This is a genomic window from Pseudomonas sp. R151218B TE3479, assembly GCF_053629195.1.
Genome location: NZ_JBRJHV010000001.1, coordinates 3,692,907 through 3,705,359, shown reverse-complemented (window position 1 = coordinate 3,705,359; position 12,453 = coordinate 3,692,907). Strand labels below are relative to the sequence as shown.

Annotated in this window: 9 protein-coding genes and 1 pseudogene; 3 read left to right on the top strand and 7 right to left on the bottom strand. The window is 61.0% G+C overall.

Annotation, left to right across the window (positions count from 1 at the left end; translation table 11 throughout):
• Positions 1-4: 4 nt before the first annotated feature.
• Positions 5-274 carry a YceK/YidQ family lipoprotein gene (locus AB7M32_RS16410; protein ID WP_092474144.1) on the bottom strand — a complete coding sequence of 90 codons (270 nt, stop codon included), beginning with the start codon at positions 272-274 and terminating at the stop codon, positions 5-7.
• 50 nt (positions 275-324) lie between these two features.
• Positions 325-1,383: a M28 family peptidase gene (locus tag AB7M32_RS16405; protein ID WP_454250561.1), complete on the bottom strand. Its 1,059-nt coding sequence runs from the start codon at positions 1,381-1,383 to the stop codon at positions 325-327.
• Between the two features lie 235 nt (positions 1,384-1,618).
• Between AB7M32_RS16405 and AB7M32_RS16400 the strand changes: the two genes are divergently transcribed.
• A complete protein-coding gene (locus AB7M32_RS16400; protein ID WP_454250560.1) occupies positions 1,619-2,839 on the top strand; it encodes a multidrug effflux MFS transporter in 1,221 nt (406 codons plus the stop codon).
• A 55-nt stretch (positions 2,840-2,894) separates the two neighbouring features.
• Here the strand turns inward: AB7M32_RS16400 and AB7M32_RS16395 are convergent, their stop codons facing one another.
• On the bottom strand, positions 2,895-4,100 hold the full coding sequence (locus AB7M32_RS16395) for a DSD1 family PLP-dependent enzyme (protein ID WP_454252151.1): 1,206 nt from the start codon (positions 4,098-4,100) through the stop codon (positions 2,895-2,897).
• A gap of 405 nt (positions 4,101-4,505) precedes the next feature.
• Here AB7M32_RS16395 and AB7M32_RS16390 point away from each other — a divergent pair, with 405 nt between their 5' ends.
• Positions 4,506-4,994, top strand: a complete 489-nt coding sequence (locus AB7M32_RS16390) for a hypothetical protein (RefSeq protein WP_454250559.1) — start codon at positions 4,506-4,508, stop codon at positions 4,992-4,994.
• A 238-nt stretch (positions 4,995-5,232) separates the two neighbouring features.
• Here the strand turns inward: AB7M32_RS16390 and ydiJ are convergent.
• Positions 5,233-8,382 (bottom strand): annotated as a pseudogene (gene ydiJ / locus AB7M32_RS16385) (D-2-hydroxyglutarate dehydrogenase YdiJ); the annotation flags it as partial.
• Positions 8,383-8,539: 157 nt separating this feature from the next.
• Between ydiJ and AB7M32_RS16380 the strand changes: the two are divergent.
• Positions 8,540-9,442: a LysR substrate-binding domain-containing protein gene (locus AB7M32_RS16380; RefSeq protein ID WP_454250558.1), complete on the top strand. Its 903-nt coding sequence runs from the start codon at positions 8,540-8,542 to the stop codon at positions 9,440-9,442.
• Positions 9,443-9,450: 8 nt separating this feature from the next.
• On the opposite strand, the gene AB7M32_RS16375 is transcribed toward AB7M32_RS16380, so the two are convergent.
• The 3 genes from AB7M32_RS16375 to AB7M32_RS16365 form a co-directional block, all read right to left on the bottom strand.
• Entirely contained in the window at positions 9,451-11,193 is a 1,743-nt protein-coding gene (locus AB7M32_RS16375) for an OPT family oligopeptide transporter (RefSeq protein ID WP_454250557.1), read from the bottom strand.
• A gap of 314 nt (positions 11,194-11,507) precedes the next feature.
• Positions 11,508-11,915, bottom strand: coding sequence for a VOC family protein (locus AB7M32_RS16370; RefSeq protein WP_454250556.1), 408 nt, complete (start codon positions 11,913-11,915; stop codon positions 11,508-11,510).
• Between the two features lie 23 nt (positions 11,916-11,938).
• The gene (locus AB7M32_RS16365) at positions 11,939-12,364 is read right to left on the bottom strand and encodes a YciI family protein (RefSeq protein ID WP_454250555.1); all 426 of its coding nucleotides are present in this window, start codon (positions 12,362-12,364) and stop codon (positions 11,939-11,941) included.
• Positions 12,365-12,453: the final 89 nt, after the last annotated feature.

Below are 12,453 nucleotides of genomic sequence, written 5' to 3'. Positions count from 1 at the left end.
AGGCCTACTCCTCGGCAGGCCTCATATGAAAAATCGTATAGGGCAGAATCAACGTATCGGCCACGACACTGAAAGGCAGGTCGATGATTGCAAACGGTGCCAGCGCGCGTGAATACACATCGTTGTCGTTCATCGAGCCCTTGATGATCTCGATATCGGTCGCCGCGCCGCAATAAGGCTGACGGCCGCAAAGCTGCCCCATGCCAAAGGTTTCGTTGGCCGTCGCGCATCCCCCCAGCAGCGCCATCGTCAAAGCCAGTAACACGATCCGCATGACGCTCTCTCCCCTGGAAAGACGGGACTGTAGCATCGATGGGGGACGACCTATAGGGGGCGGATCAGGTATTCGGTGAGTGTCGCCGCACATGCAACGATCCCCTCATGGAGCACCATTTCAAAGCCATGGGTATTTTCCGTCGGAATGGCGATACAACCCGCCCGAGCAGCCACGCCAGCACTCATGATGGCGCTCGCGTCGGAGGCAAAATCAACCAGGAGCGCTACTTGTGGATGATACCCCGAGCGCTGTGCGGCCTTTATCAGGGCATCCACGACAGAGCGGGTGTAATAGCCCTTCTGATCTCCGGTATTGATAATCGGGTCCGCCGATAAAACCGTTCCGTATTCCTCCAGTACCGGGCCCACCTCGACCGCGATGGTGGTGTCGCCCGGCACGCGGGAAGCGGCATAGAGCGCACCGGCGTTGGATTCCTCCTCAAGCGTCGTGCAGACGAACCAGACATCCTGCTTGAGCGCGTACCTTTTGTTTTTCAACTGCTGCGCTGTGGTGATCACCGCCGCCAATGGCGCCCGGTCATCCAGGAAGTGAGCAGCGACCGTGTCTTTTACCTGGAACGGCCGACGCCAGTGGCGGCTGAGCACCACGCGTACGCCAGGACGGACACCGGCGGCGGCCAGTTCTTCCTGGGAACAGCGGGTGATGACATGGACGTCGCTCCACTTCACCGCTCCCGACAGCACATCCCGCCCTTGGGCAGAACCACCACTGTTGTGCATGGAACCATAAGACAGTACGCCGCAGAGGCATTGGCCATCGCCGAGTATGTCTACCGGACAAACGCCAAAGCAGATGGGCTGGGCACCGCCTAGCGCGACGACTTCAAGGTTACCGTCGGGCCTTACTTTCTTCACGATCATGGCAATTTCATCAAGGTGGGCCATGACCCTGATGGGCTGTGCTTGCGAAGATCCCCGCGTAGCCTTGATCAGGCCCCGGACATTGCCAGCCTCGTCGACAGAAACTTCATCGCAATGTTTGCCCAACTCCCTCAGGCATATTTCCCGGACCTCGTCTTCCTGCCCGCCGGGACCTCGGGCCAGAAGCAACTCTTCGAGCAGGGGCAGAATGTCCATTGAAGACATCGGATCGGTTCCTGTCACAACGCTTGAAAAGCGTAGACTCACTCGCTTGCCGTCCGTTCAAAATCATCATCCGCACAAGCATCGCAGGTCAGTCCAGCCCTGAACGGAACGCAGCGGCTTCTTGAGACGACGACAATGAGTCCCACCTGCCCTCCAGATTTAGCTTGACGCAAGAGATGATGGTCATCATATTTACAAAATATTACGATCATCATTTATACACCGGAGAGCATGTATGGAAGCCAGAACTTCATTGGCGATCACCGGTAGGCAACCGCACGCCTCCACACAACCCCTGACCGGCAAAGTCGTGGCGCTGCTCGCAGGCCTGGCGGCGATCAGCATGCTCTCCACCAATATCATCCTCCCGGCGTTTGCGGCGATCGGTGAAGACCTGGGTGTGACCGCTCGCGAACTCGGCCTGACGCTGTCCAGCTTCTTCATCACATTCGCCTTGGGCCAACTGGTGGTCGGGCCACTGGCCGACCGCTACGGGCGCCAGAAACTGGTGCTGGGCGGCTTGTCGGTGTTCGTGGTCGGCACCGTCATCGCCGGCCTGGCCAGCACCCTCGATGTGCTGATCGCCGGACGCGTCGTGCAGGCGCTGGGCGTGTGCGCGGCCTCGGTGCTGTCCCGCGCCATCGCGCGGGATCTGTTCGAAGGCGAGACGCTCGCCCGCGCCCTGTCGCTGACGATGATCGCCACCGCCGCGGCACCGGGATTTTCGCCGTTGGCCGGCAGCGTATTGGCCGTCACGCTCGGCTGGCGTGCCATCTTCATTCTGGTGGGACTGGCCGCCGTGGTACTGGCGTTTTTCTACGTGCGCGACCTCGGAGAAACCCATCCCGCCGATCGCCGGGCGCCACACTCGGCCAAGAGCGTAGTGCTCGCCTATCGCCGATTGGTACTGGATAAGCGCTTCATCCTCCCAGCCCTCTCAATGAGCTTGCTGATGAGCGGCCTGTTCGCCTCGTTCGCGGCGGCGCCCGCCATCCTGATGCAAGGCATCGGCTTGACGTCGGTGCAGACCGGCCTGTATTTCGCCTCGACGGTATTCGTCGTGTTCGCAGCCGGCATGGCGGCCCCGCGCCTGGCCCATCGTCATGGCGCTCGAGTCATCACGCTCCTGGGCATCGCCTGCGCCATGATCGGCGGAGGCCTGCTTCTGGTAGGTCCGGCCGTGCCTGGCCTGGGGTGGTATGCCCTCTCGATGGTCACCTTCCTTTGGGGCATGGGCCTGGCCAATCCGCTGGGCACGGCAATCACCATGGGCCCTTTCGGCAAAGAAGCCGGGATGGCCTCCGCATTGCTAGGTTTTCTCTCCATGGGCGCGGCTGCGCTGACCACCTGGCTGGCCTCGGTCTTGAGCTTCGCACCGGTCACGACGCTGGGTGGAATCCAGGCGACGGCCTGCCTGATGGCGCTGGTGCTGTTTCTGTTGCGGGGCAAGCTCTGAGCAACCGCTTTGCCGGCCAAGCACGATGGAGGGTTTCCCCCGTGATAAGCGCCAGTCAATACACCGGCCAGGTCTCGACGATCTTGCCTGCGCGCACGGCCAACAAATCGCCAAACTGCAGCAGCACGGACTCAGTCTGGGTCGGCCGTAAAAACACCTGGTCTTCCACGCTCAGTCCCACGGCCGGTGAGCCGTTGACCATTTCCTGGTTGGAACTGCGGCCATAGAGTTCGTTACTTTGCAGCCCCGAGGGGGACTCGAACTCGGCCATCCAGTTGCCGCCATAGATGAAGAAGGTTCCGCGTTGATTCGGGTCCCACCAAGAGAACAAACGGGACTTGTCATCCAAAGCGGGAAAATTGACCGCCCCGGTGCTCTTCAACACCGGCGTTGCGATAAAGGCCGCCGGCACATGCTCGGCCAGCGATGGCAAGTCGTAATGCGTCGGCTTGAGAAACGCCGTCCCCACCGAGACCTCGCTGCTCAAGCGCTCCTGTTCGTGTATGCGGTAGCTGGGGCTGCCGGCGGTATTGAGCGTGAGCCCATCGTGCCAAAGCGCCGGAAAATGCTCACGTACGTAGTTCACATGACCGTTGTAAATGACCATCACCTGGTCGAACAACGCCTGGGACGAACCGAGGACCCGGGGCACGCCCATGCCGACAAACGGGTCATAGCCCATGAAGCCTGAAAATTCGAGATGCTGCGGATGGGCACTGATCAGCCTCAGCATCTCGCCGAGCACCGCGTGGTCAGCGACTCCGCCGCGATGCAGGCCGACATCCAGCTCGATATTGATCCGCATCCGGATGCCCAGGCCCTGGGCCAACATCAGGTAATCCATCAGCCGCTGCGGGGTGTCGAGCAGCCACTGCAATTGCCTGGAAGGGTCAAAGGTACCCTTGTGGGTTTGGTAGAACAGCTCGGCCGAGCGCACCGGCAAAGGCTTGCCGAGCAAGAGGTCGGCCTCGGGAAAGGTCACCGCATCCTGATTGAGGAACGGCTGGTGGAACGACATCAGCCGCTGGCTATCGGTCCGTTTGGCGATGTACGCCAACAACCCCGGTGACGGCAGGGACTTCTCCACCAGGCGCAAGTGTTTGCCGGCACGCTTGACCGATTGCATGACCACATCGATGTTGTGATCGAGCCTATCGAGGTCGATCAGCATCACCGGCCGCATCGGCCCATGGACCTTCAGCTCCTGGTTCAGCGTGTGGAAGTACTCGCTGTAGGGACTGCCCCGGTCGCTCGGACGCAACAGCGCGCCCGCCCCTGCCATCAACGCACCCACTCCCGCGGTGCCGAGCATAAAGGTTCTACGGTTCATCAGGACGCTCCTTCGCGCGCAGTCAGGTGCACGTTACGGCAGCGTTACTCCGGCGTTGAGGTTATGGGAGGCCAGAAAGGGGGCTTTAGCGGCCATGCTTTGCCGATGTCCAAAAGACCTGCCCTCCTGGGTGAGTGGCTGCAACTGGCTCGATCTGTTCATGCCTCCTCTTGGCGCCAGTTTTTCCAAAATATCCTGATGACATATTTGCGTCCGCGATGGCAAGCTTCCGACCGCAGCCCAGCCTCGTATGCAGCCGGGCAAGTCGTTCCTATCCGATGCCCGTCGCCATTCACCTCGGGCCCCATCACCTGTTATCCCAACAAGGATGTCCTCATGAAAATCTCTCTTGGTGTCGTCGCCCTGGCTGGCTGCCTGTCCACCGCCTCTGTCTTGGCTGCCGGCCCGAGCCACAGCGATCTGTTCAAGGCCCTGGCGCAGTGCCAGGCCAGTGCGCAACAGGTGAGCGAGTTCAACGGCCTGGTTGACGCGGAGCAAGTGTCGCTAACCAAGGATGAAGCGCACACCCCGTGGGGCGGTGGCGCCTGGCAAGCTTCCCCGGCGCTGACGGTGCACGGCGTGTCGTCGACCACCCTGGTGATGACCGACCGCTTCAGTTTCTTTCTCCAAGCCAAAAGCAGCAACCCGAAGGCCGACGCAGAGAAGCTCGCCAACGCCCTGAAACTGGAAAAGACGCTGGATACCGACGGCTACGTGGATTACCAGCGCAACCTCGACAATGGCGCGACCCTGCGCGTGGTCTCCACCGAAAACAAGGACAGCGATCTCTACGTGGGTTGCACCTATCAGCAAGACGCATCCTGAGACCAGGCGGTCTCGACAAAGCCTTCACCCGGTCGCAAGTTTGGGCCATACCCAGCCCCCTGTGGAAATTTGTGCCTATCGAAAGGCTCGGGCCTTACCCAGACCCCATGTGGGAGCGAGCTTGCTCGCGATGAGGCCCGCCCTGCCGACACTTCATCGCCTGAGCCACCGCCTTCGCGAGCAAGCTCGCTCCCACAGGGGATCTGTGCCTATCGAAAGGCTCGAGCCTTATTCAGACTCCATGTGGGAGCGAGCTTGCTCGCGATGAGGCCCGCCCTGCCGACACTTCACTGCCTGATCCACCGCCTTCGCGAGCAAGCTCGCTCCCACAGGGGGATCTGTGTCTATCTTTCACCCGCGCCAACAGCACCTGCAGGGGATGAAGCACCGTGACACCCTCTTGCCGCTTCACCTGGCTGCGGCAAGAGTACCCATCGGCAACCACCCTGCCCGACTGATTGAGTTTTTGCAGGAGCGGCTTCCAGGACTGCCCGTAGATGGTGTCGGACGTTCCAGCATTTCGCGCTTCATGCCCGTAGGTGCCCGACATCCCGCAACAGCCGCTGGCTTGCACTTGAAGCATCAGGCCCATGCGCTGGAAAATCTTCTGCCATTGCCCGATGCTGCCCGGCTCATTGGTCTTTTCCGTGCAATGGGGCAGGAAGTGGTAAGGCTCTCCCTCCTCCACTGCTGCATCTTCCGGCAGCGCATCAATCAGCCACTCCTGCGCGAGCAACACCTGGGGAGCGTTGCCGGTATCCAGTGTCTTGGCATACTCCTGTCGATAGACCAGGGTCATCGCCGGATCGAGCCCCACCAATGGCACTCGATACTGCTGGAGGCTGAGCAAGGTCTGGCCGTTGAAGCTGGCGGCCTTCTCGAACGCTCTCAGGAAACCCTGCACCTGAAGCGGTTTGCCGTTGGGCGCGTACGGGGCCAGGAAGACTCGGTAGCCCAGCCTCGAGATCAGCTCCACCCAGTCAACAAGCAAGGGCGTTTCAAAAAACCGGGTGAAAGCGTCCTGAACGAGGATGACACTTTTCTCGCGCTGCTCAGCGCTAAGTGCTTCCAGGCGTTTCGGAGTTGCCACCTCCACGTTCCAGCGCCGGCACACGGCGGCAAAATCCACCAGGCTGAGCAGCGGGCTATCGACCATCCCGGCTACACGTTCGAGCCCCCAGCGGATCGGCCGGGCACTCATCACGAAGTTGTACAGCCGCGGCATCTTGGCGAGATACGGAACCGTGTATTCCAGTGAGCCAATCAAGTAGTCCTTGAGGGGGCGCAGGTAGCGACTGTGATAAAGCTCAAGGAAACGCGAGCGAAACTCCGGCACATTCACTTTGACAGGACATTGGCCCGCGCAGGATTTGCAAGCCAGGCAACCGCTCATCGCCTCGTAGACTTCGTGGGAAAAATCTGGCTGCCCCATCTTCCGGGCCAGGCTATTCACGGCCCGACGCGCAACACCCTGCGCCCCGCCAGCCTCTCGAACCCGCTCGCTGGCCGCCAGTACATCGACACCCTGCTCGCCCTGCAACCTCAACCATTCCCGGATCAGCGAGGCCCGCCCCTTGGGCGAGTGAATGCGATTGCGCGTCGCCTTCCAGGACGGGCACATGGCGTCATCAGGGTCGAAGTTGTAGCACGCGCCATTGCCATTGCAATGAACCGCCGTGTCATAGCTTTGCCAGACACGTTCATCGATGGTGCGATCCAGGGCACCGCGCATGTCCACTTCATCGACGCGGGTCAATCGCGCGCCGGGCACTGTGCTCGGGGTGGCGATCTTGCCTGGGTTGAGTTGGTTGAATGGATCGAACGCCGCCTTGAGCGCTTGCAGTGCAGGGTACAAATCACCGAAGTAATCGGGCACGTATTGCGACCTCAAGCCCTTGCCATGTTCGCCCCACAACAGTCCGCCATACTGTTGCGTCAAGGCCGCGACCGCATCGGAAATCGGCCGGATCAAGGCGGCCTGGTCCGGGTCCTTCATGTCGAGGATCGGCCGTACATGCAAGACCCCGGCGTCGACGTGACCGAACATGCCGTACTGCAGGTCATGGCGATCGAGCAGTGCACGGAACGCCTGAATGAAGTCCGCCAGGTGTTCGGGTGGAACAGCGGTGTCTTCGACAAAGGGCTGGGGCCTGGCCTCGCCCTTGACGTTGCCCAATAACCCCACGGCGCGCTTGCGCATCGCATAGACACGTTTGAGCGCATCCGCGCCGATGGCCAGTGTGTGGCCCAAGCGGACAACGGAAGCATCGCGCTGCAGGTGCAGGACGAACTCATGAACCTGCTGCTGAACCGTCGCTTCATCATCCCCGATGAACTCGATGAGATTGATCCCCAGCGTCGGCGTATCAGGGTCTTCGGGGAAATACTCGGCGACGCCGTGCCAGACAATGTCCTTCATCGCCAGCATCAACACTTTCGAGTCCACGGTCTCGATCGACAGCGGCTGCATTGCCATCAACGCCTTTGCATCACGCAAGGCATCCATGAACCCGGCGTAACGCACGTTCACCAGGATGGAGTATTTCGGGATAGGCAGGACATTCAGTTTGGCCTCGACGATGAAGCCCAGGGACCCTTCGGAGCCGCAGAGAACGCTGTTCATATTGAAGCGCCCATCGGGTTCGCGCAGGTGGGCCAAGTCATAACCGGTCAGGCAACGGTTGAGTTTCGGGAAGGTGTCCCTGATCAGCTCGGCGTGGGTATCGGCAATGTCCAACGCGCACTGGTAGACCTCCCCCACCCGATCCCGGCGTTCGACCAGCGCCGATAACAGCGCGGCGTCGACGGCTGAACTGCTGAGACGATCACCGCCCAGCAACACCGTCGAAAGTTCGAGCACGTGATCGCGCGTCTTGCCGTAGGTGCAACTGCCCTGGCCACTCGCGTCCGTGTTGATCATGCCGCCGATGGTTGCGCGGTTAGACGCCGAGAGCTCGGGCGCAAAGAACAAACCGTAGGGCTTGAGCGCTGCGTTCAACTGATCCTTGACCACACCGCTCTGTACCCTGACCCAGCGTTCCTCGACATTGATGTCCAGGATGTTATTCAGATGGCGGGAAAGGTCGACCACCACACCATCGGTGAGCGATTGCCCGTTGGTGCCGGTGCCTCCACCGCGCGGCGTGAGCACGATTGCACGGTGCGCCGGTTCGGCGGCCAGGCGTGACAGGATCATCACGTCCTGTTCATCCAGGGGGAATACCGCCGCTTGGGGCAGGCGCTGGTAGATGGAATTGTCGGTGGCCAATACCGTCCGGTCGCCATGGTCGCGGGCAATCTCGCCTTGGAACCCCGCCACTTGGAGCGCATTCAGAAAAGCGTCATAGGTCGCTTTCTGGGGATCAGGAGGCGATAACCGGGCAATCATGATGTATTCCTACAGGCTGAAAAGCTAATCTATGCATTCACATTACGTATGCTCAGTACAAGACGTATCGAGCAGCTGCATAAGGTTTTCATGATTCTTGCCTGCCTATACGGTCGGAGCAAACGTAATTCCTGCTGTTTTTGCATGAGCTTTATGAATGAACCCTAGACGCCTGACACCCTCGATGTCGCTGCTGGTTGCCTTTGAGGCCGCCGCACGCCACGGCAGCTTCACCAAGGCCGCGGAAGAGTTGGCACTGACGCAAAGCGCCGTCAGCCGGCAGGTGCAGACCCTGGAGGCGCAACTTGAAATCGAACTCTTCCGCCGCGAAGGCCGAAAGATTGAATTGACCGCCGCCGGCGCGCTGTATCAGCACGAACTGGCGGCCGCGTTGGGGCGTATTCGAAGCGCAACGTTGCAGGCCATCGCCTACAAGAGCGACAGCGGCCCATTGAACCTGGCCGTGCTGCCAACCCTCGGTTCCAAATGGCTCCTGCCGCGGATGCATGAATTCTATGCCAGGCATCCGGACCTGCTGGTGCACATACATTCGAGGATCATCCGCGAGGACGTTCAATCCTCCACCCACGACATGAATGCAATCATCTGCGCGGGTTCGGGGGAGTGGCCTGGCTACATTGCACATCAGTTACTCACGGAAAAGCTGGTGGTGATCGCCAGTCCGACCGCACTGCCCGCGTACCGGGCGATGTCGCCGGCGAACGTTGCCGAGCATGCCTTGCTGAACGTTGTATCAAGGCCGGGCGTCTGGTCGGACTGGTTCGACAAGCACAACCTCGACCACCGCAACATGCGATCCGGCCCGAGCTTCGAACTCACGGCCCACCTGATCCAAGCCGTGTCGGCGGGGATCGGGATTGGGCTGGTTCCACAAATCCTGGTCCAGGATGAACTGAAGAGCGGCGACCTGGTTGCGCTGTTTGAACCAATGGAAAGTGGACGCCGCTATTACCTTGTCTACGCGAGCCGATACCAACACCTGCCGGCGTTGAAGGCCTTCAGTGCCTGGCTTCTGTCGTTGCCGTTTCCTGACAACTGAGGTCGCCCTCACCCATTGCCAAGCATCTGCCACAACGACGCCCCCACCCCGGTAATGCTCTCCCCGGCAATCAACCCCGCCGCCGCGGTAATGGCGAAGCGTTCCGTGAGGCTCGGCCAGCGACAGCTCACCAGCCACGTCAGCACCGCACCGAGCGCCATCATCAGGGACACCGAGGCCGGCAGGACGAAGGCCAGGCCCAAGGCCGCCGTGCTTGGCAGGTAGCGGGCCCGATGCGCCGGCAGCAGGCTGTCGAGGATCCCCAACAACAAACCAACCAAACCGCCGATGAAAATCGCCCAGCGAATGCTCGCTGACAATGAATCCAGGCCCAGGGTCAGGGTTTGCGCCACGGCCTTCCAGGTGGCGACCGCCGGGGCCGGCCACTCTTCGGTGAGCAGCATGGTTTGCGGGTCCGGGATCAGGGCCAGATAGGCCAGCACGCCGACGATGCTACCGATGAAAATGCCCAGGGTCTGGGCGATCAATTGCTTGCTCGGCGTGGCGCCAATCGCCCGTCCGACCTTGAAGTCGTTCATCAAGTCGGTGCACTGCCCGGCCGAACCACCGGCGGTGTTGGCGCTCATCAGGTTGATCGGCACCTGGCCCGGGGCGACGATGCCGAAACTCAGTTGGGACAATTGCCCGATGGCCCCGATCGGCGGAATACCCGTGGCTCCGACCACCCGGGCGGCCACTGCCGCCAGGCAGATCGCCAGGGGAATGGTCAACAAGGCCATCCACGGGTTGATACCGAACAACAGCACTTGCAGGCTGATCACCAAGATGATCGACAGCGCGAAACCGGCGGCAGGCCCAGGCTTGGGTATCGTCCAGATCGCCTCGCCGCCCGCCTTGGTGGACCGGTGCAATGCCCACAAGCGAATCGCCAGTGAGGCCAGGGTCGAACAGACCATCAGGCTCACCCCCGGCCAGAGCAACCACTCCACCAGCGCCGCGAACTGCGGACCGCTGCTGCCGTGCGGCAACTGCACCAGGCCCTGTTCCAACAGCCACGGCGCCAGCCCGCCCCACGCCAGCACAGCACCGAGCAACAGGGTCAGGCCCACGCGAATACCGATGATCCCGCCGAACCCCACCAACAGCAGCGAAGGGTCCGCGGTAAAGGTCAGGCGCTCCAGTTGAGCGCTCGGAGACCAGCGCGGGATGGCCCACATGAAGGTGTCGACCGCCTTGACCAACCCGGACAGCAACGCGGCGCTGAGCAGCACCTTCAAACGCGTCGCGGCTTCGTGGCCATGGTTGTAGATGTGCAGCAGCGTTTCCAGGGTGGCCATGCCTTCGGGAAACTTCAGCGCCTTGTCATTGAGCAGTGAGGGTCGCAGGTACCAGGCGATCCAGATCCCCAGGAAACTCACCGAAAAGACCCAGGCCACCATGGGAATGGCATCCAACTGCTGGCCGGTCAGCAGGGTGTAGGCCGGTATGGGCGCGACCAGCCCACCGGAAATGATCGACGCCGCGGCAGAAGCCACCGTCTGGTTGATGTTGCTTTCGTGCAGTGTCCAGGGCAGTCGCCCCACTGATCGACTGGCCAGGCCTTGCCAGATGCCATAGCCGATCAGCAAGGCAATGATCGACATGTTGAACGACCAACCGATCTTCAACCCGGCGTAGACATTGGAGGGTGTCAGCAGGATACCGAGGACAATCCCCGTGCTGACCGCGCGCGGGCTGAGCTCCCGTTCGACGGCGGCGTTCAAGGGGAATGTGGATGAGGTTGGGTGCATGCGAAGTCCTTATCGACACTGGGTCAGCCGCCAGATCAGGCTGATCCCTGTGGGAGCGAGCTTGCTCGCGATGACGGTGGATCAGTGACAGGGATAGAGACTGACACTCCGCCATCGCGAGCAAGCTCGCTCCCACAGGGTCATGTGAAGCGGCAACTCAATAACTGAACGCAGTATTGGCGCAAGGTTCACATGCCAAAGGGAAACCCTGGCAAGCGTGCTTGCCAGAATCGTCAACCCACGGGCAGGAAGTGAGGCATGTCGCGAGCGCCGCCAAGGGCCAGGCGGCGCATCGCGACCAGGCAGCGTTCGACTTATTGCTGGCCCTCGCAATTGACCATCCAGGCGACTCCGAAACGGTCTTCGAACATGGCAAAGCGTTCCGCCCAGAAGGTCTTGCCCAAGGGCATCTGCACGTGACCGCCCTCACTCAAACGCTCGAACAGCCGCTCGGCCTCCTTCACGCTGTTGACATTGAGGGAAATCGATACGCCTTGTGGCTTGCTATACGGCTGGCCCGGCGGGCAGTCGGACGCCATCAGGCTGAAATTGCCCACGGTCAGGCAGGTGTGCATGATCAGATTCGCGTCCTTGGGCATGCCGACGTCCTCAGGCGCCTCGGCATAGGACATGGAAAACAGATCGCCGCCAAGCACGTCCTTGTAAAACGCAAAGGCTTCCTTGCAGCGGCCGTTGAAGGTCAGGTAAGGGATGATTCTCATGCTGGGTTCTCCTGTCGTCGGCGTCACGATTGACCGGCCATCTGCGCCCGCAAGCGTTCTTCCTGCTCGCGCAATTCGGGGGTAAAGGACTCGCCGAACTCCTCGAGTTCGAAGATCTGGCGGATTTCGATTTCGCTGTCGCTGACCATCGGGTTCGGGCAACGCTTGACCCAGTCGATGGCCTCCTGCAATGACTGGACCTTGAAGATCCAGAAGCCGGCGATCAGCTCCTTGGTCTCGGCAAAGGGCCCATCGACGACAGTCCGGTTCTTGCCGGAAAACTGCACACGCACGCCTTCGGCACTGGGATGCAGGCCCTCACCGGCAAGCATCACCCCGGCCTTGACCAACTCTTCGTTGTAGGCGCCCATGGCGGCCAGCAGCTCTTCGCCGGGCATTTCACCGGCTTCCGACTCCGGGCTGGCCTTGACGATCACCATAAATCGCATGCTCGTATCTCCTGAGAATGGCCGCCCTTGTGGCGGCTCTACGGACTAATCGAATGGCAATGGTCGAAATCGACAGCTCGACGGGATTA

Coding starts and splice junctions, on each gene's coding strand:
- AB7M32_RS16375 (WP_454250557.1), bottom strand. CDS start 11,193: ATGCACCCAACCTCATCCACATTCCCCTTGAACGCCGCCGTCGAACGG.
- AB7M32_RS16400 (WP_454250560.1), top strand. CDS start 1,619: ATGGAAGCCAGAACTTCATTGGCGATCACCGGTAGGCAACCGCACGCC.
- AB7M32_RS16405 (WP_454250561.1), bottom strand. CDS start 1,383: ATGTCTTCAATGGACATTCTGCCCCTGCTCGAAGAGTTGCTTCTGGCC.
- AB7M32_RS16380 (WP_454250558.1), top strand. CDS start 8,540: ATGAACCCTAGACGCCTGACACCCTCGATGTCGCTGCTGGTTGCCTTT.
- AB7M32_RS16365 (WP_454250555.1), bottom strand. CDS start 12,364: ATGCGATTTATGGTGATCGTCAAGGCCAGCCCGGAGTCGGAAGCCGGT.
- AB7M32_RS16370 (WP_454250556.1), bottom strand. CDS start 11,915: ATGAGAATCATCCCTTACCTGACCTTCAACGGCCGCTGCAAGGAAGCC.
- AB7M32_RS16390 (WP_454250559.1), top strand. CDS start 4,506: ATGAAAATCTCTCTTGGTGTCGTCGCCCTGGCTGGCTGCCTGTCCACC.
- AB7M32_RS16410 (WP_092474144.1), bottom strand. CDS start 274: ATGCGGATCGTGTTACTGGCTTTGACGATGGCGCTGCTGGGGGGATGC.